Consider the following 25,962-nt stretch of genomic DNA (forward strand, 5'->3'; position numbering starts at 1 on the left):
CTTTTCTGTTTAAAAAACCTTTGAGAACAAACGTTCTTTTGTGTATAATGAACATATTCTTCTAAAATTGGCTGCGATAAAAAAGGAGGGATTGCGTGAAGCGTTTTTCACAGCTCTTGTTTTTACAAATATGTATCCTGTCGATTTTATTTCTCCCTTTTTCAGCAAAAGATGATCAACTTACAGCTCGTAACGACTCACTGCCGTGGATGACAGCTTTAGATGAATTCATACGAACAGCACCTGATTTAGAGGGCGCGATCTCCGGCATCAGCGTCCGCAATACTTCTGACTCCTCTCTTCTTTATGAACATCAAGCCGATATTCGTCTTACTCCTGCTTCTAATATGAAACTGCTCACATCAGCCATCGCCCTTGATATACTAGGAGAAACACACACATTCCTGACAGATATCTGGATGGATGGTTCTATTCAAAAGAAAACGTTACATGGCAACCTGTATCTACGCGGTACCGGGGATCCGACTTTATTAGAAGAGGATTTTGCAGCACTTGCCAAACAAGTGAAAAAGGCCGGAATACATACCATTCGCGGACAGCTTGCGGCAGATGACACTTGGTATGATGATACGCGATATTCTATTGATTTGCCTTGGAGTGATGAGGATCAATATTACGGTGCACAAATCTCTGCTCTCACAGCTTCACCGAATCAAGATTATGATGCAGGAACCGTGATTCTCGAAGTAAAACCAGGAAAGAAAGCAGGGCAAAAAGCGACCTATGACATCATCCCGAAGACTTCTGTCCCTCAAATCATGAATCAAGTAAAAACCGTGCCAGAAGGCGGAGAAAAGAAGATTTCTTTTAAGCGCTCTCACGGCACAAACAAGATTACGTTGACTGGAACCATTCCGGTTAAAGCGAGTTCATCTAGACAATGGGTAGCGTTATGGGAGCCAACCACTTATGCGTTAGATTTAATGAAACGAGCGTTAAAGGCGGAAGGGATTCAAGTAAAAGGACCGCTTAAAACAAAACAAGTTCCTAAAAAAGCCAAGAAAATTGCCACCCATTCATCGATGCCTTTATCAGATCTGCTTGTTCCCATGATGAAACTCAGCAACAATACCCATGCAGAAATTTTGCTAAAGGAACTTGGAAAACAAGTGAAAAGCAAAGGGAGCTTTGAGGATGGACTGGATGTCATGTATGAACGGCTTCCCGCGTTTGGCATCGATCCTTCGCATGCAGTGCTGCGAGATGGGTCGGGCATATCACCTATTAACCTTGTTTCTGCCAACCAGTTCACGTTATTTTTGACAAACATTCAAAAGGAAAAATGGTTTAAGACCTATGAACATGCGCTTCCGTTAGCAGGGGCAAGTGAACGAATGGTCGGAGGGACGTTAAGGAACAGATTGAAAGAACCAGCTACACTAGAAAAAGTACGTGCAAAAACAGGTTCATTAACAACGGTTAGCACACTTTCTGGATATATTGACACGAAGAGCGGAAAGACGGTCGCCTTTTCCATTTTATTAAATCATCTTGTTGATGACGAAAAAGGGAAAGAGATAGAAGACCATATTGTCAGCATTTTAGCTGAGAATCTTTAGATAGAGAAGGAGTACCATCATGACGTTAGATAACAATCAATCTTTAGTAAAAACCATGTCCATTTTTCTCGTCCCGCTTTTGCTTAGCAATATTTTGCAATCAATCGGACAGCTTGTATCCATCGTTCTTGTCGGTAGATGGATTGGAGAGGATGCAGTAGCTGCTATTTCTGCATTCTTTCCGCTTTTCTTTTTACTCGTTTCTTTTTCCATTGGAATTGGATCGGGAAGTTCCATCCTTATTGGACAAGCGTATGGAGCGAAAAATGAAAAAAGATTAAAAGAAATTATTGGCACAACGCTTTCATTCACCTTTTTAATCGGACTTTCTTTAGCGATCATTGGAGGTTTATTTGCAACAGACATCCTAAATCTCATGGGAACACCTGCAAATATTGTGGAGGAAAGTGCGGCATATGCCAGAATTCTATTCATCTCAATGCCGATCTTATTTCTTTATTTTGTTTACACGACCTTCCTGCGAGGAACTGGGGATTCAAAAACGCCTTTTTATTTCTTAATGATTAGTACGGCTACGAATATTTTAATGCTGCCCATTTTATTATTTGGCTGGCTGGGACTGCCGGCATTTGGTTTATACGGCGCTGCATATGCTTCTGTGATTTCAACCATTGTGACGTTTATTATTCTGCATATCTACTTATATAAGACAAAGCACCCGCTTCGCATTGATGCATCAGTGAGAAAGCATTTATTGATGAAAGGGGATCTACTAAAAACATTATTAAAGCTCAGCATTCCATCGAGCATTAATATGATCCTTATTTCTTTATCAGAAATTGCTGTTATTTCTTTTGTCAACGATTATGGATCACAGGCCACAGCTGCCTATGGTGTTGTCAATCAAGTCGTGAGCTATGTGCAGATGCCGGCAGTGAGTCTTGGCATTGCAGTCTCTATCTTTGCAGCACAATTCATCGGTGCAGGGAATATCAACCGCTTGAAAGATGTGATAAAAATCGGGTTAGGGCTCAATTTTGCCATAGGCGGATTCATTATTATCATCGTTTATCTCTTTGCACCACAGATTTTATCTATCTTTTTAACAGATTCTAAGACGATTGACATTGCCTATAGCTTGGTCGTCATTACATTATGGAGCTATCTTATTTTTGGAACGGCCCAAATTGTTGCAGCCACGATGAGAGCAAGTGGAACAGTTTTATGGCCAACAATCTTTAGTATTTGCTCCATTTGGCTTGTAGAAGTACCAGTCGCTTATGTGCTATCGCACTACACATCCCTTGGCATCAAGGGCATATGGATTGGATATCCTGCGGCTTTCTTTGTGAACTTACTCCTTCAATACGGCTACTATCAGCTCGTATGGAAGAAAAAACAAATTGTAGCGCTTGTTCAGTCATAATGTGAAAGTGTGAAGCAGCATATACATACGAAGATCTATCACTTTTCAGGAGGTCTGATCTTCTATGTTTTTGAATCAAAGAAGTGAACTGAGCTCGCACAATATCGGTGATTTTTCTTATGCCGGACCAGATTTCCAAGTGCTGACATGGGGGGAAGGTGCGACACTAAACATTGGGAAGTTTTGTTCCATCGCAAACGAAGTGAAAATTTTCCTTGGCGGTGAACACCGGACAGATTGGGTCACAACGTATCCGTTTAATCAAATTTTCAAAGAAGCTGCCCACATCAAAGGACATCCCAAATCAAAGGGAGATGTGCAGATAGGACACGACGTATGGATTGGATATGGCGCGACGATTATGTCAGGAGTATGGATAGGGAACGGAGCAGTGATCGGAGCAAATAGTGTCATCACAAAAGATGTGCCGCCATATGCAATTGCTGCAGGAAATCCGCAGCAGCTCATGAAATATCGGTTTTCATCCGAAATGATCGAAAAACTGCAGTTATTAGAATGGTGGAATTTAGAGTTTGCAATCATCCAATCTATTTTTCACCTTTTGCAGTCTCATGATATTGAACATTGTATAAATGTAATAGAAGACATAAAAAAGAAAGGCTGAAAAAGCCTTTCTTTTTTAGTTTAGCTAAGCCGTATGATGGTCAAGGCAGCACCTGCAGCAGCACCCCCGCCAACTAAAACAGCTGTGACAACTGCCCCAAAAAACTGCAGTGAAATGATGCTTCCAGCTGTTAAATTAACGATTACAGTATTATTGATAAACGAAGTAGAGATAACAGGTGATTGAACAGAACCAGGCACAGTAGTTGCTCCATTTAAAAGCAAACATGTATTAATTAAAAGAGCTGCAGTGGTGTTGACTTGATACGTAATATAATATTTACCAGTTTGCAGAACGGTAAAAACAGTACTTGTGCCGTTTGCTGTAAAACCAGTAATGTTTTGAAAGTTTGCAAAGGAATATTCGTTCCTCCGGCTACAGTAACAATGGTAGGGCCAGAACTATTAGCAGCATAAAGTGCTGTATCCGTAAAACCACCTGTTCCAGTTGCACCAGTGATTCCTGTAACTCCAGTAGGTCCCGTTGATCCGGGGTAGTACCAGCGAAGCTGTCACTACCCGCAATAAGGAATAAAGTTAAATATGCAAAGTATTTTCTTTTTCTGATTGTATTTCTTCGATTGGAATTCTCTCCATCATATCCAATTTAAAGATACCATAAGGATTTACATGGCTATAGATAAGTGGACTTAACGCTCTTAAGTCTTCAGGTGTCATCATATCTTGCCACTGCTTTTCCGATAATACAAATTGAATCATGAGTGTATTAATATACACGAGGCAATTTTGCAATAAATGTAGGGAAAGAACGGCAACCTCCTGGTCTTCCAATCTATTTGTTGAAATTTCTCCACCCTTTCCGTAAAAAATAAAGCTGTTGGCGGAATTCCAATTCTCTACAACATTGAGGCCTTCATTAATTTCTCTCCGAATGTCTTCCGAGCCTATATAATCACACAAGAAAATGGTTTTAATGACTTTTCCCAACTCAGAAAGGGCCTGATAAGTAGGGTCTTTTTTGTTACAGCAATTGCATAACAAACACTACTTTATAAAAAGTAGTAAAGTTAAAAGCTCCAGTTACTCTTTTCCGCAATCAGGCCATATTGTCGAGGATTGTTTGAATGAATTTCCAGTTTGACTCGTTATGATTGTGACGATCTTTACTTAAACCAAAGGCAGTAAAGTTGAACAAGAAAGTAAGTAAGTAATACGGATTAGACCATTACTGTGCAACACTGTCTTCATTTTAGATAACCTTTTGAAAGAATGTTCTTAAACGTGTAGGGCAGGTTAGTAGAAGAGGGATTTAAAACATAATTATAAATAAATTCTGTTTTGAAAGAATTAAGATCTAACTTAACGGACTCTTGAATCTTTCAGAATTTCCAATAGTAGTTATGATTTTTTTAGCAAAATAGGTATATATGGATATACAAAAAGGTACACCTTAACTGAGTGCACCTTTTGTTTTTATAAATTGTATATTTCTCTGTTTATATTCACAATATCCTTATGTGAAAATTCGCCTTCCTTTTTTTCTGCAAAGAGCTCTGCAAACCGTTCCATCACCTTGTCCCGTAGTAAGGGTGCTTTTTCTTTATTTGCCTTTTTCAACGCTTTCGTAAGATCATCTTTTGTTAACTCTGTGCAGTAAGCAGGAGTTCCTGGCTGCTGTCTCCAAGAGTCACTTAAAGAACCACTGTCTACTGCGTCAAAGCCTAACTTGTTTACTACTTCCATGATTTCGTATTTTTGTGTAGGATCATTACCAGCAACTGCCATCGCGATTCGTCCACTAGAATCCTCGGATTTTCCTTCATGTTCTAAAGTGTAGGCTAATAAGTTGTTGAAAGCTTTTATGATAGGTCTGCCTAATTGATTTGAAACCCAAACACTTTCAACCATCCCGTTCTCTATTTCTTCAATTTTACCGTTTCTAAAAGGATAATAATTTGAAGTATCTACAATGATGACTGCCTCACCAACTTGATCGATAGTGTTCCGAATGTTTGGAAGTACATTTATAGGGAGCGATAGTATTAGAACATCAATATTTTTAATGGCATCCTCTACCCGCACAGCTGTTCCAGCAAGTTCTTTTCCTTCTAAATGTTCAATTCCTCGCGCATCTGCAATTTTGACATCATGTCCAATCTTAACCAATTTTTTCGAAATAATTGACCCAATTGGTCCAGCACCTATAATTCCATATCTCATAATTGTTCCTCCTAAAGTATTTGTATATAAAAGAATTATTCAGCTTAAAGTTACACAATCATATGTTTATCAAATTGTAAACATATATTAGATAATAAAAAGTATTGAGTATTTCTGTTACATATACTAGAATAAAATCATTTCTCATCTTTTTAAAGTAGGCAATAAAAATTGACGTAGTACAGTTTTTTGTACTTAACAGTAGAAAGCGGGTGAAGAAGGTGTCTAGGATATGTAAGGATGGATTTGATAAAGAGTGTATAAAGGAACAAAGAGAATTTTATGGCATTGCTTATACCCAAAATATCCTCTCCGGACGTTGGAAATATGTAATTCTATGGTATTTAAAGACCAAAGAGCGTCGCTATAGTGAAATTAAAGCCTTTTTATGGGATATTTCACAAGGTTCTCTTACAAAGCAACTTCGAGAACTGGAAACGGATGGTTTAATTAATCGCAAAGTTTTTCCAGAGGTTCCTCCTCGTGTTGAGTATTCACTAACCTCAAAAGGGGAAGAATTGATCCCTATTATTGATTTGATGGAAGAGTTCGGGAAGAAGTTTGGGGAGCAGGCAGACTAACCAAGGCCCTCACATTTATTGGTTACAAGTTACCCCTAATTCTAAACTAAATGATTTAAGGCCTAGGCTGTCATTGCGGCAGCTTTTTTGTAATACCAAGCTATTAAGTACAAAAAAATGTACTATGGCAACTTTTATTGCCCTCTTTTAAAAATTGAGAATTTGTTTTATTCTAGTGTCTGTAACAAAATTACTCCATACAACAAGTTGATAGGCAAAACGGTGTAATATACAGAATCCGGACATTTCAGTGTTTAACAGATAATGATGCATTGATCCATATCCCTTTGTCGTCCGTTCTAGATAAATTCAGCCTGATAAAATGAGAGTAGTTCTCTTAAGTTAGATGGACAACTAATTTTTAACTATGATATAGTTAGCTTACTAAATACATCGTAGTAGTGGGGGTATACCTATGAACGATATAGTTGGATGCGAAATTCGTGAGTCATTAGATAAAATTTCATCCAAAATGCGTCGAGATTATAGCGAAAATCTAAGAGAACTTAATCTTCATGTAGGCCAGGATAGACTACTCGCTCGTTTGTGGTTAGGTGATGGAATAACACAAATGCAACTATGTGAACATTTAAAATGTGAGCCGCCTACGGTAACAAATATGGTTAAATCGTTGGAGCAAAATGGGTTCATATACCGTAAACGTGATGAACAAGATGCAAGGGTTATGCGAATTTACCTAACTGACAGAGGGAAAGAATTAGAGAAACCTGTTGATTTCAAATGGAAGCAGCAACAAGAAAAATTACTCGGTTCAATTTTACCGGAAGAACGCTTAATCTTAAGGGAACTTATGAAGAGAATGGAGAGAAACTTATTCTAAAGTTTTCTCTATGTTGATATTTAGCATGCTAAATAAAATCAGTCTATATCGTTTAGTTACTAAGAAAAAGAAAAAGTTTATAGGAAACCACTGAAGAGGATGCGTCTAGTTGAAACATTGATATCCATACTTGCTAAAATGTTTCAAATTAGTTAGTAAGCTAATTTTGTGTTTTACAAATTTATTGAATCTAATTAGAAAGAGTTTACAGCGGCTTTTTTGTTTACTTGGAGCCTTTTAAAAATAAAGGAGTGAAGATACATGAAAAGAAAAGAAATGCAACTGGCACTACAAATGGTCTCTGGATATGGAGCTGAATTCAACGCTTGGAGAATGCCTGGTACAGACCCAGCAGCCTACACAAATACGGATGGTTATGTGGAGCGAGCTAAATTAGCTGAAAAAGGGAAATTTCAAATGATTTTTATCGCTGATACTCCTGGATTATACAATGACTTAGGTCCTCAGACTCCTATGTTCCCTATGGATCCTATGTTAGCACTAATGGCTGTAGCTAGAGAAACGAAACATATTGGGCTTGTTGCTACCCTATCAACGACATTCAATTATCCATATAACATAGCACGTCAGTTCAAAGCACTGGATGTTATAAGTCATGGACGTGTAGGATGGAATGCTGTCACCACATCAAATCCAGTAGCGGCAGCAAATTTTGGTGCTCAGATTGCCAGTCGCCAAGAACGATATGACATGGCTCATGAATCCATCCAAATTGTTCAAGCATTGTGGGGGAGTTGGGAATCAGACGCTTGGACGTTAGATGTAGAAGGAGGAAAATTTGCCGACATGGACAAAATTCGGCCTATTAATCTTCAAGGGGAATATTATGCATCTCGTGGTCCTTTGCCCATCCCACCCTCTGAGCAAGGTCAGCCAGTTATTTTTCAAGCAGGTGGAGGGGTTGAAGGATTGGAATTGGCGGGAAGATACGCTTCTGGTGTTTATGCAAATCCTTATGATATAGAATCTGCTCGTGAACACAGACAAGCGCTTCGACAAAGTGCTGCCCGTTTTGGCAGAAATCCCGATGACATCAAGATGTATACAGGTTTTATGTTTTCCCTAGGCTCAACTGAAGAAGAAGGTCTAGAACGACGAAGACAGCTTATGAGTTTTAATCCTGAGGAGATTCCAGGAAGGGTAAGTTACCTTGGTTCAATGGTTGGTTTACGACTATCGGAGAATTCGGTTGATATTGATCAACCTTTATCAGCTGACTTGTTGAAAAAGGCATATGCCAATCCAATGGATCCACGGTCCCACAGAGCTTTAGAGCTGCTGAAAAGAGGGATCTCCATTCGTGATGTTCTTGCTCATGGGGTTATTAACTATCATCCAGTAGTTGCAGGTACCCCCGTACAAGTTGCTGACTTCTTGGAAGAATGGTTTTTGGCTGGTGCATGTGACGGCTTCTCGGTTGTTCCGGATATAGCCTATGATGGAGTTGCTGATTTTGTGGAACTGGTTGTCCCAATTTTGCAGGACCGCGGTTTATTCCACAGGGAATATGAAGGGAAAACACTGCGTGAGAATATGGGAGTTCCTTACCAATACGGAAGGCTGAAAGAGAACAATAATTAATAGAGGAGAGGTTCAAATGAATAATACCCTTGAATTGCTTCATAATCATACATCCATTCGTTCTTTCACTAATCAACCACTGACAGAGGGACATCGAGATGCAATCTTTAAGGCAGCTAATCAAACTTCATCATTCAGTCTACTACAAGTGGTTTCTATCATTAGAATTACAGATCCAGAATTACGAAAAAAAGTGATGCAGCTCTCTGTAAATCAACCTTATATTGAAGAAGCAGCAGAATTTTGGATTTTTTGTGCAGATTTTAACAGGAATCATGAAATTGCACCCAAGGTTGACCTTGACTATATTGAATACCTATTAATAGGTACATTCGATGCTGGGTTAATGGCTCAAAATGCTTTAACTGCGGCGGAATCAATGGGACTCGGTGGTGTTTATATCGGTGGAGTAAGAGCTAATATCTCAGAATTAACCGAGGTATTAAATTTACCAAAGTATGTGATTCCGTTAGTGGGGCTATGCATAGGACATCCTGCTGGAGAGAAGCCTGGACTAAAACCACGTTTGCCTCAATCGATGGTCATGTTTGATAATCAGTATCAACCACTAGATGAAGAAAAATTAACAACTTATGACCAACAGATGCGTGAATATTACCAAAATCGTCCGGTTAAAGCGCCTTTCACAGTTAAGAAAGTAAAGGGATGGAAAGATCACATCGAGGATCATCTTGAAAGAAGTAGACTCCCTTTTATGCTTGAGTATTTAAACAAACAAGGATTTGCTAAAAAATAATCTGATAGGATATTAATTAAAAATAGATTTATGAGGATATATAAAATGAAGAATCAATACAATATGCGGGCCATCTTGACAGCGTTACTTATCTGCGGTGCTGTTGGCATGTTTAACGAAACCTCTCTAAATATAGCATTGACTAATTTAATAGAAGTGTTCCAAATTTCGCCTGCAACCGCACAGTGGTTAACAACCGGTTTTATGCCCTCTTGGTATTTTAATGCCAGTGAGTGGGTTGCTGTTGCAGACGTTTTCCACAAGGAAGCTGTTCATAGGTTCGGTCATGAGTTTAATCGTAGGTACATTGATTGCGGCACTGGCATTCAATTTTGAAATGTTGATGTTCGCCCGAGTTTTACAGGCGGTTGGCATGGGATTGTTGCTTCCACTCATATTTAATACCGTTCTTGTTATATATCCACTGGAAAAGCGGGGGGGGGCGGCGATGGGATTGGTCTCTCTGGTTATCATGGTCGCACCAACGTCTGGACCGACTATAGGCGGTCTATTAATAGAATATTTTACATCTTTTGGATATCCCTGCCACTTTTGGTCATAGGGTTATTGATAGGGCTTAAGTATTTGAAAAACATTACCGATGTCACTAAGCCTCGGATTGATCTACTATCTGTTGGATTCGGAGGAGTTGTCTTTGGCTTCAGTAAGGCCGGCGAAGGATTTGAGGTTGGAGTAGCATGGTTGTGATCACATCAATCGTCATTGGGCTCGTCGCGTTGGTATTATTCATAAAACAGGACGGGGGTATGTGTGTTGGAGGTATTTAACTTAAACAACTTATTATTACCTTGATATTTCCTTATTGCGGGTGGTGTCAGCTTCGCTGGTACTACCCCGATCCGGTGATTCCCGTTTCGCCAGTAGGACCAGCAGAACCTGTGCTACCTGTTGAACCTGTAGCACCAGGTGCTGCCAAAAGCGTATAATCCGGTGACGTATCTGGCGTACCTAAAGGTGGAGCAGAGTCCACAATATACGTACCACCTTCATAAGTGACCACTTGACCCACTGAATATGTTGATGCTATTGCAGGATCATATGCTTCAGCACCACTTAATTCTATCCCTGTAGGGCCAGTCGGACCATACCCTAGAATATTCCAAAAGTGTATAGTCGGGGGAGAGCCCAGGTATTCCTGATGGAGCATCTACATTGGCTATATAAATACTGCCATTAAACGTGACAACTTGACCCGCCTCGTAATCTTGTGATTGTGAGGGGTTAAAAGGGAGGGCGCCGGTTAATCCGCCAGCAGGTCCGGTTGGCCCAGCGGGACCTGCTGGGCCTCTTCGTCCAACCCTTTGAATTGTTTTTGATTGTTTTTCTCCTTTTTCACAGGGGGATTCCCTCGAGACCTGTTTTGTTTTGAATGTTCTTGATTGATAAATGGACAGTCTCTTCTTTGAGGACGGTCATGACGTGATCTTTTGTAATGAGGCTACTCATGATATTTACCGCAAAATGGACATTTGTGATCGAATTGATTGTACAAATTGCCCATCTCCTAAAATTGATATTTCATTCTATGTGCAAATTTTCAAATTGGAAGTAAAACCTAGAAACTCATCATTTCGAAAATCATCGAATCAAATCATTTAAATGTTTCATGATTTTATGTTATGGTGTTGAAAGTATATAACTAGTATGATTTTTGACAGAAATGGGGACATCATTTATGAGTCAATCAGTTTTACAGCGCACAGCTTATTCCGTTTTAAATTTATCCTCTGTGACAGAAGGAGGCACCATTAAGGAGTCTTTTGAACATAGTATGGATTTAGCAAAAAAGGCGGAGAAGTGGGGTTATCAAAGATACTGGCTGGCAGAACACCATAATATGGAAGGTGTTGCGAGCTCTGCAACGTCCGTTTTAATTGGATATATTGCTGGGGGAACCGAAAAAATTCGAGTAGGATCTGGTGGGATTATGCTGCCAAACCACTCTTCACTTGTCATTGCTGAACAATTTGGGACACTTGAGACATTATATCCGGGGAGAATTGATTTAGGTCTTGGCAGAGCACCGGGAACGGATCAGTTAACGGCAAGAGCTCTCAGACGTAACCTTCATAACGGAGAAGATTTCCCGGAGCAGCTTGAAGAACTTCGGCAATATTTCAAACCAACAGGTCAGGTTAAAAAACATGTAAGAGCAGTACCGGGAGAGGGTCTAGACATTCCGATTTGGCTGCTTGGTTCAAGTGGTTTTAGCGCAAGACTTGCAGGAGAGCTTGGATTGCCATTTGCCTTTGCGGCACATTTCTCACCTAAAAATACAATTCCTGCTTTAGAGTTGTATAGACAGTCATTTAGACCTTCTGATGTGTTAAAAGAGCCTTATGCCATGGTGGGTGTGACAGTTTTTGCTGCAGATCAAACAGAGCGAGCTGAATATTTGGCGACCTCTCATTATCAGCGGTTTTTGAGTCTCATTCGAAATACTCCAGGAAAACTCAAAGCGCCTGTCGACAGTATGGACGGCCTTTGGAGTCCGTATGAAAAAGCGATGGTGGATGAACAATTAAGTTCGACAATGATCGGGGATAAAGAAAAGGTGAAAAAAGAATTGGAAGCCTTTGTTGAAGCCACTCAAGCAGACGAAGTGATGATTAATTCGGATATGTTTGACCATCAAGAAAGAATGCGATCATATGAAATCATCGGCGAGATCTTCCAAGAAGCACAAGAAAAATAAACATAAAAAAGAACTGCACAAAGCAGTTCTTTTTTATTTATGCTTTTGTAAAAATACGAAATGGTTGTCCAATTGGCAGCACAGTACGGCCAAAATGAGTATTGAGCACAACTGCTGCTGAACCATAAAATGAAAGCAGGGAAATGATCAATTCTGCAATACCGGCAATGGTATGAGTCACGTCGTACATCACACCAAATGAGCTTAGGGAAAGACCAAGGAATAAGAAATCAATAAAGACGAAAATCAAAAATAATACTTTATGTGTTTCCATTGCACCAATCGTCATAAATAAGCTGAAAATTAAATACCCGATAAACGCAAAACCTAGTTGTTTTGGATCCGCTGCTTCCGCAAGCGTTTTCCCAAAAACGCCGGCTTGAATGAGCCAAGTCGTTCCAACGCCCATCCAAAAAAGACCGAATGCGCCAAAGGCAGTGGCTCCAAAAATATTATGATGCTTTGAATCTTGTATGGACGCGATCAGCTGCGCGATGCCTCCAAGGAAGATAGCCCAAGGTAGAATAAGGGAAGTGCCATCTGTAATTCCTAGTTTTTGTGAGGACGCAACGAGCGTCACCATTGCTAAACCAAACAAACCAAGTGGTGTTGGGTCTGCAATTGATAATCGATAAGCTTGAACATTCTGTTTTTCCATAATGACCTCCTACAATTTGCACTTACAAAAGATACTCGAATTAGACCGAAACGTCAAGCTCTTTTTTAGTAGACACTTGCATCGTCTTCCAAATAAATCTATATTTAATACATATCAAATGTGATAGAAAAAGAGGGATAAAATTGAGTAAAGGCTTAGCTGGAAAAACGATTGCCATTTGTGGAACGAGAAAAACAGAAGAAATGTGTACACTTGTCGAAAAGCAAGGGGGACAAGCCGTTATTCGTTCTCTTCAAGGAACCGTATTTTTAGCCAAAGAGGAGTTAAAGCCAGACATTGAAACCTTTGTGAAGCAAGGTGCGGATTGGGTGATTTTCACAACAGGCATCGGGACAGAAACATTGATTGAGAGTGCAGAAGAGCTTCATCTGGGGGAAGCATTTATGCACATTCTATCAAATGCGCATATTGCTTCAAGAGGGTATAAAACCTTTGCGGCACTCAAAAAACGCGGAATTCAGCCAGACGTATCTGATGAAGATGGAACGGTGCGTAATCTGATCTCAAAGCTTGAAGACAAGGAGTTTCATGGCAAACGCGTCATGGTGCAGCTTCACGGGGAAAACGCTCCGGCTCTCATCCAGTTTTTACATGACAAAGGGGCTGATGTTTTGCCGCTTTTACCTTATCAGCACACACCTCCTGAACCAGAGGCCGCAGAAACATTGCTTCAAGAAATGAAAGATGAAAAAGTCCATGCCGTCTGTTTTACAACCGCTGTTCAGGTTCACGCCTTTTTCACATTAGCGGCAAAATGGGGCAGAAAACAAGAACTCCAAGAGCTATTCGAGCAGCACGTACTGGCAGTGGCCGTCGGAAAAGTCACAGCTGAAGCTTTAAAAGAAGAGGGAATAGACAGAATTCTAGCTCCGTCACTTGAGAGAATGGGTGCAATGATTATGGAATTATCCCAATATATGAAAAAACAATCATCACATTCATAGAAAAAACGCCTTTCACCCGATCAGTGGAAGGCGTTTTTCATTAGATTGTCCGTTTTCGGTTCGCACGAATTTTTTTGAGGACAAAATAGAGAACGATCAGGACGATCGCAATGGCCATAATAGGGGTTGTATAAGCGTGAGCAACACTTTGAATGTGATCCCACTTTGTCCCAAGCTGCATACCGAGATAGATAAATAAGATCGACCAAGGGATGGCAGCTAATCCTGTCAAGAGGACAAATTTCAAAAAAGGCATTTTGGCAATACCTGCTGGAATGGAGATGGCGTGGCGGACAACAGGAATAAAGCGCGCTGTAAACACCACACCGGTTCCATATCGGTCAAACCAGCGCTCTGCAGTTGCGATATGGTGTTCATGGATGAATAAGTATTTTCCGTACTTTGTTAAAAAAGGTCTTCCGCCATAAAGGCCGATCCAGTATATAAAACACTGTGCGAGCGTACCTCCGATGACGCCAGCGATAACAGCTCCAACAAAACCGATTGTTCCTGTTGACACCATATATCCGCCATAAGCAAGAACAATTTCGCTCGGAATGATTTCAATCATCAGACCTAGTGCTACACCTACATAACCAAGGCTTGTCAGCCAGGTTAAAATTTCATTGAACAAGGTTCCCATTCATTTCACTCTGCCTTTAAATACGAATTTTCTTCAAGCATCCTTATAAAAGCCTATGCTTGTTTTGCTTTTCTCATGAGTATGCTTTCCGCTTACCTCTCACGGCTAAACCGAAAGACGCCTCATGAATGCCTGGCTTTTCCACCAAGTCTGTGACGATAAACTCTCGTCTAGCAAACTTTATCATACCATATTTGCTTGTACCTAGACGATCTACTTGCTGAACACTTGTTATGTGAAGAACTATCATGATGTCAGTGGTCAAATCAGTAAAGAAAAATGAACAGGCTGCATCCGTTTTTTTCAACAGATCATGATATAATTTGTTAGATGAAACGAACGGGTGGTGCACAAACATGTATTTAACAATCGCAGAAACAGCTGAATACTTAGAAGTAGCTGAAGCGTATATTGAGAAATTAATCCAGCAAAAAAAGATCCGCTATGTATTTGACGGCGAATCCTATCTGATTTATCAAGGACAGTTTCAAACGCATATGAAGCAGCTTGAACAATACAAAGAGCTCGTCCAAGAGATTTTAAATGAACCGATTCCTGAAGATCCAGATGTAAAGGACGAAGATTAGAGTATTGTCATCTTTTCAAATGAAACAATTTTTACTGCACGATGACTTTTATGGAGAGGACGGACAGGCTTTCCAATCAGAGGATGATGTCATCGTCACCAAAGAAGATAAAGCACCCACATTACAAGACGTTCGGCAAGATTTGGCGTCTTTATTAGACTTTTCAATCACTAGGTGGTTTCTTGAGGGTGATGTCATCGATGCGCTGAAACAGCACGATGAGAAAAAGATCTTAGACTCTGTTCAAAGTCTGTTTGATGAAACTCAGCATGTCGAAGTGAAATCACGAATGATAGAGAAATTGAAATCGATCAGTGAAAAAGAATTGCCGACAGCTGCTTTTATCAGCCTAATCAGCCTGCACTCATTTTCACGATCATTGGGGAAGGCTGGCAGCCGTAAGCTGTCCAGCCTGGGATAGAATGAAAACATGGCTCGACAAAGGAAGACATTTCAGCTTAATTGCACTGGATACAATGGCAAACTGCGCTAAAGGGAATAGACCAGTTCTTGTGGAACAATGTTCACCTAAAATCCTTAGAACAGATAAAAATGTAGAAGAGAACACTTTAAATGACTATCTTCAAAAAGATCGCGTTCCACGAGTCAAAATGAAAGTGTCTAAAATAATGAATAACAAAGAAGACATTTTCGAATAATTTTTCACTCATTTATTGACTGACACCGGTTTGAACAATTTTCATATGGCATTTAATTTGTACATCCGCATCAGGATAGATTTCCTGCCATTTTTCTGGTGTCATTGCTTTGTCTTTTGATCTATACCTTAAACCCAGCCCAAGCGGATCTATGTTTTGCTTTTTAAAGGACTGAACAAGGTCTTGTCCTTGCTGAGCGACACGTTTTTCAACTTTTCTTTCCACATGGTCCAATATAGAAGGTTTATCAATTTTTTTGGACTTCATAAATTCTTTTAATTCACCTTTCAGCTTGATATCAATCGTGATATGAGGCTTTTTTGTTAGGTTTTTCGTTGGTTTGATCTGGTAAGACACATGTGATTTGATATTTTCAATGACGACATGGGTCTTTGCTTGATCATCCAATTGAAACTCGTAGATGCCGTTTTTATGATTTTCAATCATGGCTTTAAATGCGAACGTTTCTTCTCCAGGGATATGACCCACCATTTTTTCTTGATCAAACAGAGCGACGCCCGAGACCTTGATGGCATTGCTTGTTTTTTTGATGTAAGGGAGGTAAGCATCTACCCCTTTTGCCAGCATCTGATTCATAAAAATATGCTGATTGGTGACAGGTTCATTGCCATTTCGCATATTTTGGGCCAAGAGATCAGAGAGATATACACCTATATTTAAGTTCGTTTGATTCATTTTTGTATATAATAAGTCTTCCACTTCTCCGCCTACAATCGCAAACACTTGGCGTGAACCAATGATAGGATCACGATAAATGTAATTCATTAAATCGATCATGCCGACTTCTTTTGCTAACTTTTCACTGACTAAAATAACGAGCACCTGGCCCATGACGACTGGAAAAGGCGATTTTTCTGACACGAGAAACTGAATATTACTAATGGTGTTTGACCTCGCACTTAATATTTGATAACTTCCTTGCTCTTCACTTTTAAAGACAGGGAAGACGAAGAAGCCCTTCATTTCGCCATCTTCTACTAAATCAAATCCTGCCGCCTGAGAGATATTTAATTCATCTAAAAGGCGAGGCTGTGCACAGCTAGTTAACAAAAGACTAAACAACATGAGACCCATGAGTATATAACGTTTCATGCTCGTTTTTTCACCCACCTTTTTTTCAGCATCAGCCCAATGACCATACAGACAATCAATCCATATATAAGAATGTATCCGCTATACTCCACCCATTGATTAAAGGCTTCAAAAGAGGTTGCCCCGGCAAAAAACGAAAACATGACCAAAATGAGGATGCTGAGACAGATTAAAGTGACGCGCTGACTCGTATGAAATACTTGTTTCGCCATTCGGCTCGCAGCCCATAATGGAATCGCGATATTTGGAATAATCAAAAACAGCCAAAGAGACACTTCAATAAAGTCAAAGCGCTGGATAAACGGAAGCTTCACAATGCTTGTTAACGTTAACGTCGGCCATTTTGTTAATTTGAGCTGAGCACTTGAGTAATACGCAATGGAGACGAGAAATACGAGTAAATTTAAGCATGTCGTAAATAATGCCCCCATATGAGCAAATTTTTGAGACGTCTGAGCTTGTTTAATAAAGGGATAATAGACAAGCAGCGTGCCAAAACCAAACATGGATAAGGAGGCATCTTTCACTCCCATCAACAGCTGCGAAAATGTATGATCAAACATCGGGAACATGAAGCGAATGTGACTATATTTCATGGCATAAAAGCAAATAAACGTCATCCAATACGTCAGTACAATGCTAAAAAATGACCATCCAGCAATGGTTCTAAAGCCGCCGGTATGAATGTAATACACAAGCAGCAGCAGTACAGACGCAAACAATAGACCAGGAATCTCTTTAAACAGCCATACATGAATCACGTCCATATAATGGATGAGAACCGTCAATGACAAAGAAGCAAAATATAAGATATAGAGAATGTTGAATAATTGCCCAACCCATTTGCCAAATACGTATTGTGTGATATCACCAAATTCATCCGAAGGGGCCTTTTTAAACATCAAGTACATGAGAAAGATCATCACATTGACGCTGATGCCAGAAATAAGAATGGCGATCCATCCATCATTATTCATAGAACGAACAAGGTTTGTTTGAAAGTTTAAAATACCGACACCAACTTGATTGGCATTAATGAGAAAAAACACAAAAAAAGGGGAAACTTGAAATTTCTCTATCACAGAAGAAGAACTCATGCTTTCACTTCCTTATTCATAAAAATCATTTTTCCCCTTACGGCCTTGCTTCGGTTTTTGCCGGTGAATCGTTTCATTTTGCGGACGTAAATTTTCCGGTCTTTTATTCAAAAAACGGAGCTGAGGACGAATCAAACTGCCCTTTAAATCAGTCAGACGCAGCGGAAAAATAGGCTCTAGATAAGGACGCCCAATAGACGTTAATTTCATTAAATGGGTGAGAAGGAAAGATCCCATCACAGCAATACCTAATGCGCCCCAAATCTGTGCTGCAAGTAGAAATGGAAATCTCAGCAGGCGAATGGCATTGCCCATTTTGTAAATAGGGGTGACAAATGAGGCAAGAGCAGAAAGGGCAACAATAATGAGCAAAATATTACTTGTTAAGCCTGCTGCCACAGCAGCCTGTCCAATGACAATCCCTCCAACAATCCCGAGTGTCTGTCCGACTTTAGCTGGAAGCCTCGATCCTGCTTCTCTTAGTAATTCAATCGAAATCTCTAAAAATAGGGCCTCAATGATTGGAGGAAATGGAACAAGATAGCGCGAGGACACAATGGTTTCTAATAAATCCTTTGGGATCAGCTCATAATGAAAGGTTAAAACGGCTACATATAAAGGCGTCGCAAAAATGGAGAATATCACAGCAAATATGCGTAACAGTCTAAAGCAAGAAGCCGAAATCCACGACATATTGTAGTCTTCCATAGTGGAAAAATACTCAAGTAAAATAGTCGGAGCAAGCAAGACATGAGGCGATCCATCCACTAATATGGCAATTTTCCCTTCCGATAAACCTGAAGACACACGGTCAGGTCTTTCTGTATTCAAAAACAACGGAAAGATGGTATTGGATACATCATTAAGCATTTGAGAGAGGTAATTCGCATCTAAAATCTGATCATAATCAATGTCCTCAATTCGCTGCAGAACAGTTTCGATGTTTTGCGGGTTGGCGATTTCTTCGATATATAACACCGCTACTTTTGTTTGAGATAGCGTGCCAACCGTCTTTTCCGCCACTTTCAGGTTCGGTGTCGGCAGCCGCCGTCTGACCAAATTTAAATTGGTATCCAAAACCTCCACAAATGCTTCCTGTGCACTGATAATGCCAAATTCAATATCAGGCGGCCCTACTTGTCTGCCTTTCTTTTCTTCAATCGGTATCAGAAGCGCTTTGCCCCAGTCCGTTTCGAGCCGAATGGCCAAGTTACCTAGGTGAAGGGCTTCTTCCACTTTTTGAAGATCGGTCGTGATGACAGACTGTTCAATGGGGATTCGTTCTTTCAGCTCCTCAAGAGTGGGGGTGAGGTGCAACTCTTTCATGCAGGGCAAAATTTGTTCATGGAGTAGATGACCATTAATTAAAGAACGAAAAAAAGAGATTCGATAAAGAAAACCTTCACTTCGTGACAATTCGTTTGTAAAATCAGAGGAACGTGACAATGCCTCAAATACTGAATTTGGGTCCTTTTGATGTTGTTTGTTTTTCTTCAGCACTTGAATCATCTCCTTCCGCGATTTGCCTCTATTATCCAACCAATTGTCTGAAGATATGCATGAAAAAAAGCGTTCAGCTTGATGAGCTGGACGCTTCTTTTCCATATTGAACGGCTTCTAATAAAAAATCTGCGAGATGGACGGCACGCATGCTGGGCGATTGTCCTGAACGTTTGATACCCGCTGCCATTTGCAATTGACAGCCTGGATTGGACGTGACAATGGCAGCCGCCGCTGTTTGACTAGCTTCTCTCATTTTATGATCTAAAATTTGCATCGACATCTTTGGCTGCAAAATATTATAAATTCCGGCAGATCCGCAGCAGCGGTCGGCATCCTTCATTTCTTTAAATGATACCCCGTGAATCGACTTCATCAGCACCCTTGGCGCTTGCTCTACACCCATTCCATTTCGTAAGTGACAAGAGTCTTGATAGGTGATGATCTGCTCTGGCAAGGCAAGCGATGTACGCTGGTGAAACTTAAGATCCACGAGAATGTCTGATATATCCGTGATTTTCTTTGAGAAGGCTTCACCTCGTTTTTGAAAAGCCGGATCATCCTGAAGCAAATGATCGTAATCACTTAAAAAGGCACCACATCCGCCCGCATTCATGACAATGGCATCTGCCTCTATCTCCTCAAATGCTTTAATATTCCGCCTTGCTAACTGTTTCGCTTGCTCCTTTTCTCCGCTATGGCCATGAAGTGCACCGCAGCACGTCTGAACAGGAGGGACGACAACGTCACAGCCGGCCAGCTGCAAAAGCTGGATGGTCGCTTCGTTTGTGCTGGAAAAAACGGTGTCCATTAAACAGCCAGTAAAAAAGGCCACACGCTTTCTTGCTGTGCCAGTGGCTTTGTATTCTAACGCACGGCTTTTTTGTTGACGCGGCACCTTTGGAAGGGCCTGCTCCATCAGCTGTAAATGCGGCGGAAGCACCTTCAGCATGCCAGACTTGCGGGCGGCCGTTTGCAGACCAGAGGTTTGATAAAACCGAAGAAGTCCAGCCGCATGACGCATTCGGCTTTGTGAAGGAAAGAGACCTTTAAACACAGCACTTCTTACAAATTTGACAGGAAGAGATTGTTTTTTGTGCTGCTGAATGATGTCTCTTGCATCCTCAAGTAAACGTCCATATTTGACGCCGGAGGGGCAGACCGGTTCACATGCACGGCAGCCAAGGCAAAGGTTCAGTGAATGTTCGACATCTTCATCCGGCTCAATCACACCGTCTCTCACCGCCTTCATTAAAGCAATCCGGCCGCGGGGAGAGTGCGTTTCTTGTTGACCGGATTCAATATAAGTAGGGCAGGAAGGGAGGCAGAAGCCGCAGCGCATGCAGTTGAGCAGCTCCTTTTCATCCATTTGCTGCTGAAAGTTTTGCTGAATCTCTGATTGTTTAGAGGAATTCATGAGACCACCACCCGCTTTCTTGCTGCTTTTCCAAACACCTTATCAGGATTCATAATATTTGCTGGATCTAGCGCTTGTTTGATTGCTTTCATTGCTGCGATTCCTTCTTTTTTGACCTTTAGCTCTAAATAGGGGGCTTTCATCAGACCCACGCCATGTTCACCCGTAATGGTGCCGCCAAGGGAGACTGCTTTTTCAAAAATGGCCTGAAAGGCTTCTTCGACCCGCTTCATTTCTTCTTCATTTCTTGCATCGGTTGCACAAGTAGGATGTAAATTCCCGTCACCTGCATGACCAAATGTACAGATTTTTACTTCGTACTCTCTCGCAATGTCTTCGATCGCCCGCACCATGTTAGCAATTTCAGACCGGGGGACTGTAGCATCTTCTAAAATCGTTGTGGGGCTTAAACGGGCGAGGGCAGATAAAGCGGCTCGTCTCGCTGTTAAAAGGGCACTTGCCTCTTCTTCAGAATGTGCGATATTTACTCCTTTTGCACCGTGCTGCTGACAGACCTTTGCGATGTTCTTTATATCACGGGAAACGGCCTCAGGGTTGCCGTCCTGTTCGATTAATAGCACCGCTTGAACGTCAGTCGGCAGGCCGATTTTGGCAAAGTCTTCGACGACTTTCAGTGTCGGCTGATCCATAAATTCTAATGTGGCGGGGATAATACGCTCTGCAATAATCGCCGAAACTGATGCGGCTGCTTCCTCTAGGCTTTCATATAAGCAAAGCATCGTTTGTTTGGTTTCTGGAAGCGGCAAAAGCTTCAGCGTGGCTTCTGTGACAATTCCGAGCGTTCCTTCTGATCCAACAAATAAACGGGTCATATCATACCCGGCCACGTCCTTAGCGAGCTTGCCGCCCGTTTTGATGATGTCACCGTTTGGCAGCACCACTTCAAGTCCAAGTACATAATCTCTCGTCACGCCATATTTTAACCCCCGGAGACCACCTGAATTTTCATTAATATTGCCGCCTAACGTGGAGATTTTCATTGAGCTTGGATCTGGTGGGTAGAAGAGACCTCTTGCCTCTACTTGGCGAATGAGTTCCTGTGTGATCAAATCAGGCTGGACCGTTGCGGTGAGGTTTTCTTCGTCTATTTCGATTAATTGGTTCATTCTTGTAAACAACATCACAAGTCCGCCTTGTGTAGGACAGGTTCCTGCACAAAGGTTCGTTCCTGATCCTCTTGGCACGATCGGCACCTTATATGAGGCGCAGAGCCGGACGATTTGCTGGATTTCCTCAGCCGCGTTCGGGCTCACGATGATATCCGGTAGATGCTGAAAATTAGGCGTTGCATCATAAGAGTAGGCAAGCCGATCGGCTTTACAGTCTTGTACATAGGGCGCACCGACAATCTTTTTTAATTGACTTAAAAATTCAGAATTTAACATGCGCATTCACTCCTACTGATTAGACATACCGTTTCTTTCAGTATAAAAAAAGAATCGCCTCATGCCTATGGACGATTCTACAAAATATTGGGCTGTTCGCCTCGTTTATTTGGATGATGATCTAATAGCATCAAGGCTAAATAAAAGAGCATCGCATCTTGCATGCGTTTTGGATCAAGTGCCGTTAAATCTTGGATACGTTTTAGTCTGTAATGCAGTGTATTGATATGTACGTGCATCGCTTCCGCGGTATACTTCAATGAGTAATCTGATGTCATGAGTACACGCAATGTTTTCACTAGTTCAGGGTAGGGGAGAAGTGGGGCGATCGTTCGATCAAGGAACACTTCTTTTGTTTCCTGACTCACTTCTTCTATAAAAAGTTCAAGTGTTAAATCCTCATCAAACACAATCGGTGTATCCACATGTGCCAATTTTAAGGCACGAAAGGCTTGATGAAAGGATTGCTTCATCATATGTCCAGCTGCAGGTTTTCCCGCACCTATCAAAACCTTTGATGTGGAACGTGAGGTGAGGGAAGCATGGATGTGAAAAAGACGCTGCTGCAAGGTATCACGTTCATCTGCTGTGGTTTGCAGCATGAGCAAAAAGCGGGCATGTCCCCAGCGGACGATCATTTCCTGACTTGTGAGATGCAGCATTTCCTTTACTTTTTTGTATTGATCCTGCTTCATAAACGCTTCATCGTGACAATCAATGAGGACGACGACACGCTGTTTTTTGACATCAAGCTGAAGCCGCGCTGCTTTTTCAGTGAGATTGATTGCTGTCTCTGGCAGATGAAGCCAGTCGAACACAAACGCTTCAAGCTGCCGTTCATCGGTTTCCGTTTCTAGAAAAAATTCATGCTCTTGAATAAGCAGTTCGGTCATTTTTCGTAATATTTCGCCAAATGGAGAGACATGGACGGGATTTCCTGTCATCCCAATCACACCAATGACCTCTTGCTTAAAATAAATAGGCAGATTGATGCCGGCTTTGACCCCTTTCATTTGCTGCTCATCATTCTTTGTGAGGATTCGTTTTTGTCCTTCAAAGGATGTCAAATACGCCCCTTCATGAAATTGACCAATGCGCGCTGGATCTGTTGCCGCAATGATGGTGCCGTTTGTTTGTGCGATGATGATTTCCTCAGTCAGCACTTTTTTGACCTCGTCTACGATTTTTTCTGCCAGTGTCATTGTGAGCAAAACGTACCCCTCCGAGATGTTTCTTTTGACACTATCATACCATCATATGCTGAGTCATATCTTTCTTTTCATGAGTTATGCTAAAATAATAAACGCACATGAATGAGAAGAAAGGAGACATAGCCATGTCATTGCAAAATCGCTTACAAGATCTATTGAAAGAAGGACAAGCGCTGACAGACTTTGAATATGACGAAGCGGCGCGCCACAATTGGCCTTTAGAAGGTGCAAGAATAAAGGAAGAGGCACGCTTTAGCGATGTATATATAGAGCGTGTAGACAAAGAATCCGAGGACATGATTCAAACAGAAGGCGCCTCATTTCTAAACACACCGCTTACATATGTAAAACAACATCAAAAAGAATTCATTTATATCGAATCAAAGTGGTTTGATGTGGTGAGAGTCGATGGATTAGCCATTGAATGGGACGAAGTGTTTCAAACGTATACCGTGTTATTCGGTTTAAAACGTCCTAAAAAAGACACAGGTATTTTAAAAGACATGCTGGCTTCATTAAATGGTGCGCAGCTTCAATTTAATGGGCAAGACGGCTTATTCGATGTGAATTTACAGCTTCTTGAACTTGAGGACATCCATGAAGATATGCCTTTTATTGAAGTCATCTTAGCCGTGTACCGTTTTTTATTCCGCATGATCATGCAGCTTGAAATGAATGAATCAAAAAACGGCTCAAATTCCTGAGCCGTTTTTTTGTGATCCATTTATTTACGTCTTCTCATTTGATGAAGGCATGGCAAACCGTACATCATGATCTTTTCCATATTGAAGATAATCTTCATTTGGCTGTTTATTCGTCACGACGACATCAAGATCGTGTAAATCACAAAACGTGGTCAAAGCGTAGTGATCGAACTTACTATCATCAACTAATAAAAACGTTTTGGCACTTTTTTCAACAACTGTCTTTTTAATATCCGTTTCAAGCGGGGACGAATTCGTGACTCCGTGATCAATGGATAAACCAGTTGATGCGATAAAGGCTTTATTGACATTGTAAGCTTTCAAACGCTCTACACTTTGATAGCCAACGAAAGAATTCGTTTTTCTCTCAAGCATCCCGCCGGTGGAAAAGATAGTGAGATTTTCATAAGGCATCGCCTGTGTAATAAAATCTACATTATTGGTCACAACGGTCACCTGTTTCTCAGTCAAATAGGGAAGCATTTCAAGTGTTGTCGTACCAGAATCAACAAAAATCATATCCCCATTTTCCACAAAAGCAGCAGCCGTTTGTCCGATCAATTGCTTTTTACTGAGCTGGCGGGTCTTTCGCTCTTGATATACTACTAATGTTGAATGGTTCACAGCGACTCCGCCGTACACTTTCTTTAGTACGCCGGACTCGACCAATGCTTGTACATCTCGGCGTATCGTGTTTTTTGAGACGCCAAAATGCGCCACAAGCTCATCAAGTGAGGCAGATTCCCGGTCAAACACATACTCTTTGATTTGCTGAATCCGTTTTGTTTTTATCATGCTTCATATCTCCAATCCATCCGAATCTCCTTTTTCCATTATACCAAATGGCTTCTCTTTTCCCCATCTCAATAAAAGCGTATGATAGAGAAAAGAACGTAACGGAAAGGATTTTCACTTCTATGAATCAATCAAACAACCCATTTTCAAAGCTTGCGAATTTTAGAGAAGTAGGGGGACTTCAAACAACAGGTGAGATGGTGATCAGGCAGGGAATGATTTATCGATCCGCAGATCTATCGCGTCTCACAAAACAAGATATGTTGACGTTCTCAAAGCTTAGGATTCAAACCATTTGTGATCTCCGAACAAGCTCAGAACGCAAATCACATCCGCCAAAAATCAAGGAACACAACAAAATCGTTCATATCCCGATGCAGCCAGACAGTAAGATGCCAAGTAAGTGGACCATGTTTCGTATGCTGACAACTGAAGGGAAATCTCTCTCATTTACACCGATTATGAAAGATTTATATCAAAGTATGCTCACAGAGCGTAAAGAAGAGATTCAGCAGCTGTTCTCACTGCTTTCAGATAAGAGCAATTACCCGCTGATGCTTCACTGCACGAGCGGTAAGGACCGGACAGGCTTTTTATCTGCCCTTATTCAATTAGCAGCAGGTGTACCGATGCCGGCCGTTTTAAGTGAATATATGCGTTCCAATGAAGGTGTGAAAATGCTTGTCAGAAGGCAGCAGCGATTTGTCCGCATGATGAGTTTATACCGGGTGTCAAAAGAGCAAATTCAACCGCTTCTCGGTGTGCAGCAAGATTATCTGGAAGATGTGCTAAACGAGATGATGGCGACATACGGAAGTACAGAGCGATATTTAATCGAGGCTTGCGAAATACCTGAAGCTCAGCTCAAGGAAATGAAAAACATCCTGCTGACACCATCTGCTGGCATTCGATCTCAAAAAGCGGAATAAACTGAATAT

The 25,962-nt window shown here is 41.1% G+C and carries 25 protein-coding genes and 2 pseudogenes; 14 read left to right on the plus strand and 13 right to left on the minus strand.

Annotated elements, in window-relative coordinates:
• Nucleotides 1-95 precede the first annotated feature (95 nt).
• The 3 genes from dacB (at nucleotide 96) to ACSSTM_RS02500 (ending at nucleotide 3,592) form a co-directional block, all read left to right on the plus strand.
• The gene (dacB, locus tag ACSSTM_RS02490; protein WP_342689673.1) at nucleotides 96-1,580 is read left to right on the plus strand and encodes a D-alanyl-D-alanine carboxypeptidase/D-alanyl-D-alanine endopeptidase; all 1,485 of its coding nucleotides are present in this window, start codon (nucleotides 96-98) and stop codon (nucleotides 1,578-1,580) included.
• A gap of 19 nt (nucleotides 1,581-1,599) precedes the next feature.
• Complete coding sequence (locus tag ACSSTM_RS02495; RefSeq protein WP_034660876.1) at nucleotides 1,600-2,967, plus strand: MATE family efflux transporter; 1,368 nt, start codon at nucleotides 1,600-1,602, stop codon at nucleotides 2,965-2,967.
• 64 nt (nucleotides 2,968-3,031) lie between these two features.
• Nucleotides 3,032-3,592 carry a CatB-related O-acetyltransferase gene (locus tag ACSSTM_RS02500; protein WP_034660875.1) on the plus strand — a complete coding sequence of 187 codons (561 nt, stop codon included), beginning with the start codon at nucleotides 3,032-3,034 and terminating at the stop codon, nucleotides 3,590-3,592.
• A gap of 20 nt (nucleotides 3,593-3,612) precedes the next feature.
• Here the strand turns inward: ACSSTM_RS02500 and ACSSTM_RS02505 are convergent, their stop codons facing one another.
• The 3 genes and pseudogenes from ACSSTM_RS02505 to ACSSTM_RS02515 form a co-directional block, all read right to left on the minus strand.
• Nucleotides 3,613-3,930 (minus strand): BclA C-terminal domain-containing protein, encoded by a 318-nt coding sequence (locus tag ACSSTM_RS02505; RefSeq protein ID WP_223251529.1) that lies wholly within the window; start codon nucleotides 3,928-3,930, stop codon nucleotides 3,613-3,615.
• A 198-nt stretch (nucleotides 3,931-4,128) separates the two neighbouring features.
• A pseudogene (locus ACSSTM_RS02510) lies at nucleotides 4,129-4,575 on the minus strand (Tn3 family transposase); the annotation flags it as partial.
• A gap of 450 nt (nucleotides 4,576-5,025) precedes the next feature.
• Nucleotides 5,026-5,772 (minus strand): NADPH-dependent F420 reductase, encoded by a 747-nt coding sequence (locus tag ACSSTM_RS02515; RefSeq protein ID WP_034660874.1) that lies wholly within the window; start codon nucleotides 5,770-5,772, stop codon nucleotides 5,026-5,028.
• Between the two features lie 221 nt (nucleotides 5,773-5,993).
• Between ACSSTM_RS02515 and ACSSTM_RS02520 the strand changes: the two genes are divergently transcribed.
• The 5 genes and pseudogenes from ACSSTM_RS02520 to ACSSTM_RS02540 form a co-directional block, all read left to right on the plus strand.
• A complete protein-coding gene (locus tag ACSSTM_RS02520) occupies nucleotides 5,994-6,353 on the plus strand; it encodes a winged helix-turn-helix transcriptional regulator (RefSeq protein ID WP_170938387.1) in 360 nt (119 codons plus the stop codon).
• A 415-nt stretch (nucleotides 6,354-6,768) separates the two neighbouring features.
• Nucleotides 6,769-7,194 (plus strand): MarR family winged helix-turn-helix transcriptional regulator, encoded by a 426-nt coding sequence (locus ACSSTM_RS02525; protein WP_034660872.1) that lies wholly within the window; start codon nucleotides 6,769-6,771, stop codon nucleotides 7,192-7,194.
• A gap of 261 nt (nucleotides 7,195-7,455) precedes the next feature.
• Nucleotides 7,456-8,796 (plus strand): NtaA/DmoA family FMN-dependent monooxygenase, encoded by a 1,341-nt coding sequence (locus ACSSTM_RS02530; RefSeq protein ID WP_268495408.1) that lies wholly within the window; start codon nucleotides 7,456-7,458, stop codon nucleotides 8,794-8,796.
• Between the two features lie 16 nt (nucleotides 8,797-8,812).
• Entirely contained in the window at nucleotides 8,813-9,553 is a 741-nt protein-coding gene (nfsA, locus tag ACSSTM_RS02535; RefSeq protein ID WP_106037695.1) for an oxygen-insensitive NADPH nitroreductase, read from the plus strand.
• Nucleotides 9,554-9,583: 30 nt separating this feature from the next.
• Nucleotides 9,584-10,302, plus strand: a pseudogene (locus tag ACSSTM_RS02540) (MFS transporter); the annotation flags it as partial.
• A 101-nt stretch (nucleotides 10,303-10,403) separates the two neighbouring features.
• Here the strand turns inward: ACSSTM_RS02540 and ACSSTM_RS02545 are convergent.
• On the minus strand, nucleotides 10,404-10,544 hold the full coding sequence (locus ACSSTM_RS02545; RefSeq protein ID WP_223249851.1) for a hypothetical protein: 141 nt from the start codon (nucleotides 10,542-10,544) through the stop codon (nucleotides 10,404-10,406).
• 705 nt (nucleotides 10,545-11,249) lie between these two features.
• Between ACSSTM_RS02545 and ACSSTM_RS02550 the strand changes: the two genes are divergently transcribed.
• On the plus strand, nucleotides 11,250-12,269 hold the full coding sequence (locus tag ACSSTM_RS02550) for an LLM class flavin-dependent oxidoreductase (RefSeq protein WP_095285258.1): 1,020 nt from the start codon (nucleotides 11,250-11,252) through the stop codon (nucleotides 12,267-12,269).
• 37 nt (nucleotides 12,270-12,306) lie between these two features.
• On the opposite strand, the gene ACSSTM_RS02555 is transcribed toward ACSSTM_RS02550, so the two are convergent.
• Nucleotides 12,307-12,927, minus strand: a complete 621-nt coding sequence (locus tag ACSSTM_RS02555) for an acetate uptake transporter (protein ID WP_012010200.1) — start codon at nucleotides 12,925-12,927, stop codon at nucleotides 12,307-12,309.
• A 143-nt stretch (nucleotides 12,928-13,070) separates the two neighbouring features.
• On the opposite strand from ACSSTM_RS02555, the gene ACSSTM_RS02560 reads away from it, so the two are divergent.
• Nucleotides 13,071-13,892: a uroporphyrinogen-III synthase gene (locus tag ACSSTM_RS02560; protein WP_034660866.1), complete on the plus strand. Its 822-nt coding sequence runs from the start codon at nucleotides 13,071-13,073 to the stop codon at nucleotides 13,890-13,892.
• Nucleotides 13,893-13,932: 40 nt separating this feature from the next.
• On the opposite strand, the gene ACSSTM_RS02565 is transcribed toward ACSSTM_RS02560, so the two are convergent.
• Nucleotides 13,933-14,535, minus strand: a complete 603-nt coding sequence (locus ACSSTM_RS02565) for a DedA family protein (protein WP_420734899.1) — start codon at nucleotides 14,533-14,535, stop codon at nucleotides 13,933-13,935.
• Nucleotides 14,536-14,891: 356 nt separating this feature from the next.
• Here ACSSTM_RS02565 and ACSSTM_RS02570 point away from each other — a divergent pair, with 356 nt between their 5' ends.
• Entirely contained in the window at nucleotides 14,892-15,122 is a 231-nt protein-coding gene (locus tag ACSSTM_RS02570) for an excisionase family DNA-binding protein (RefSeq protein WP_034660863.1), read from the plus strand.
• A 4-nt stretch (nucleotides 15,123-15,126) separates the two neighbouring features.
• The gene (locus ACSSTM_RS02575; RefSeq protein WP_420734900.1) at nucleotides 15,127-15,543 is read left to right on the plus strand and encodes a hypothetical protein; all 417 of its coding nucleotides are present in this window, start codon (nucleotides 15,127-15,129) and stop codon (nucleotides 15,541-15,543) included.
• Nucleotides 15,544-15,793: 250 nt separating this feature from the next.
• Here ACSSTM_RS02575 and ACSSTM_RS02580 read toward each other — a convergent pair whose 3' ends face one another.
• From ACSSTM_RS02580 to ACSSTM_RS02605, 6 genes are all read right to left on the minus strand, one after another.
• Nucleotides 15,794-16,894: a Ger(x)C family spore germination protein gene (locus tag ACSSTM_RS02580; RefSeq protein ID WP_045209976.1), complete on the minus strand. Its 1,101-nt coding sequence runs from the start codon at nucleotides 16,892-16,894 to the stop codon at nucleotides 15,794-15,796.
• Complete coding sequence (locus ACSSTM_RS02585; RefSeq protein ID WP_106037699.1) at nucleotides 16,891-17,991, minus strand: GerAB/ArcD/ProY family transporter; 1,101 nt, start codon at nucleotides 17,989-17,991, stop codon at nucleotides 16,891-16,893. Before ACSSTM_RS02585 ends, ACSSTM_RS02580 begins: the two co-directional genes overlap by 4 nt.
• Before the next feature lie 12 nt (nucleotides 17,992-18,003).
• Nucleotides 18,004-19,491 carry a spore germination protein gene (locus ACSSTM_RS02590; RefSeq protein WP_437403977.1) on the minus strand — a complete coding sequence of 496 codons (1,488 nt, stop codon included), beginning with the start codon at nucleotides 19,489-19,491 and terminating at the stop codon, nucleotides 18,004-18,006.
• Nucleotides 19,492-19,564: 73 nt separating this feature from the next.
• Nucleotides 19,565-20,908, minus strand: coding sequence for a (Fe-S)-binding protein (locus tag ACSSTM_RS02595; protein ID WP_420734901.1), 1,344 nt, complete (start codon nucleotides 20,906-20,908; stop codon nucleotides 19,565-19,567).
• Complete coding sequence (gene glcD, locus ACSSTM_RS02600; protein WP_437403978.1) at nucleotides 20,905-22,314, minus strand: glycolate oxidase subunit GlcD; 1,410 nt, start codon at nucleotides 22,312-22,314, stop codon at nucleotides 20,905-20,907. Before glcD ends, ACSSTM_RS02595 begins: the two co-directional genes overlap by 4 nt.
• Nucleotides 22,315-22,391: 77 nt before the next feature.
• Nucleotides 22,392-23,525 (minus strand): CdaR family transcriptional regulator, encoded by a 1,134-nt coding sequence (locus tag ACSSTM_RS02605; protein ID WP_034660858.1) that lies wholly within the window; start codon nucleotides 23,523-23,525, stop codon nucleotides 22,392-22,394.
• Between the two features lie 125 nt (nucleotides 23,526-23,650).
• On the opposite strand from ACSSTM_RS02605, the gene ACSSTM_RS02610 reads away from it, so the two are divergent.
• Nucleotides 23,651-24,229, plus strand: a complete 579-nt coding sequence (locus ACSSTM_RS02610) for a branched-chain amino acid aminotransferase (protein WP_420734903.1) — start codon at nucleotides 23,651-23,653, stop codon at nucleotides 24,227-24,229.
• Between the two features lie 24 nt (nucleotides 24,230-24,253).
• Here ACSSTM_RS02610 and ACSSTM_RS02615 read toward each other — a convergent pair whose 3' ends face one another.
• On the minus strand, nucleotides 24,254-25,024 hold the full coding sequence (locus ACSSTM_RS02615; RefSeq protein ID WP_437403979.1) for a DeoR/GlpR family DNA-binding transcription regulator: 771 nt from the start codon (nucleotides 25,022-25,024) through the stop codon (nucleotides 24,254-24,256).
• A 122-nt stretch (nucleotides 25,025-25,146) separates the two neighbouring features.
• On the opposite strand from ACSSTM_RS02615, the gene ACSSTM_RS02620 reads away from it, so the two are divergent.
• Nucleotides 25,147-25,953: a tyrosine-protein phosphatase gene (locus ACSSTM_RS02620; protein WP_095285249.1), complete on the plus strand. Its 807-nt coding sequence runs from the start codon at nucleotides 25,147-25,149 to the stop codon at nucleotides 25,951-25,953.
• Nucleotides 25,954-25,962 lie beyond the last annotated feature (9 nt).

The sequence above is a fragment of the Bacillus sp. RK1064 genome, assembly GCF_051488405.1.
In the GTDB taxonomy this organism is placed as follows: domain Bacteria; phylum Bacillota; class Bacilli; order Bacillales; family Bacillaceae; genus Bacillus.

What these genes read in the sequence shown, in the direction of transcription:
- ACSSTM_RS02495 (WP_034660876.1), top strand. Translation starts at nt 1,600, where the DNA reads ATGACGTTAGATAACAATCAATCTTTAGTAAAAACCATGTCCATTTTT.
- ACSSTM_RS02500 (WP_034660875.1), top strand. Translation starts at nt 3,032, where the DNA reads ATGTTTTTGAATCAAAGAAGTGAACTGAGCTCGCACAATATCGGTGAT.
- ACSSTM_RS02515 (WP_034660874.1), bottom strand. Translation starts at nt 5,772, where the DNA reads ATGAGATATGGAATTATAGGTGCTGGACCAATTGGGTCAATTATTTCG.
- ACSSTM_RS02525 (WP_034660872.1), top strand. Translation starts at nt 6,769, where the DNA reads ATGAACGATATAGTTGGATGCGAAATTCGTGAGTCATTAGATAAAATT.
- ACSSTM_RS02530 (WP_268495408.1), top strand. Translation starts at nt 7,456, where the DNA reads ATGAAAAGAAAAGAAATGCAACTGGCACTACAAATGGTCTCTGGATAT.
- nfsA (WP_106037695.1), top strand. Translation starts at nt 8,813, where the DNA reads ATGAATAATACCCTTGAATTGCTTCATAATCATACATCCATTCGTTCT.
- ACSSTM_RS02550 (WP_095285258.1), top strand. Translation starts at nt 11,250, where the DNA reads ATGAGTCAATCAGTTTTACAGCGCACAGCTTATTCCGTTTTAAATTTA.
- ACSSTM_RS02555 (WP_012010200.1), bottom strand. Translation starts at nt 12,927, where the DNA reads ATGGAAAAACAGAATGTTCAAGCTTATCGATTATCAATTGCAGACCCA.
- ACSSTM_RS02565 (WP_420734899.1), bottom strand. Translation starts at nt 14,535, where the DNA reads ATGGGAACCTTGTTCAATGAAATTTTAACCTGGCTGACAAGCCTTGGT.
- ACSSTM_RS02570 (WP_034660863.1), top strand. Translation starts at nt 14,892, where the DNA reads ATGTATTTAACAATCGCAGAAACAGCTGAATACTTAGAAGTAGCTGAA.
- ACSSTM_RS02580 (WP_045209976.1), bottom strand. Translation starts at nt 16,894, where the DNA reads ATGAAACGTTATATACTCATGGGTCTCATGTTGTTTAGTCTTTTGTTA.
- ACSSTM_RS02585 (WP_106037699.1), bottom strand. Translation starts at nt 17,991, where the DNA reads ATGAGTTCTTCTTCTGTGATAGAGAAATTTCAAGTTTCCCCTTTTTTT.
- ACSSTM_RS02595 (WP_420734901.1), bottom strand. Translation starts at nt 20,908, where the DNA reads ATGAATTCCTCTAAACAATCAGAGATTCAGCAAAACTTTCAGCAGCAA.
- glcD (WP_437403978.1), bottom strand. Translation starts at nt 22,314, where the DNA reads ATGTTAAATTCTGAATTTTTAAGTCAATTAAAAAAGATTGTCGGTGCG.
- ACSSTM_RS02610 (WP_420734903.1), top strand. Translation starts at nt 23,651, where the DNA reads ATGTCATTGCAAAATCGCTTACAAGATCTATTGAAAGAAGGACAAGCG.
- ACSSTM_RS02615 (WP_437403979.1), bottom strand. Translation starts at nt 25,024, where the DNA reads ATGATAAAAACAAAACGGATTCAGCAAATCAAAGAGTATGTGTTTGAC.
- ACSSTM_RS02620 (WP_095285249.1), top strand. Translation starts at nt 25,147, where the DNA reads ATGAATCAATCAAACAACCCATTTTCAAAGCTTGCGAATTTTAGAGAA.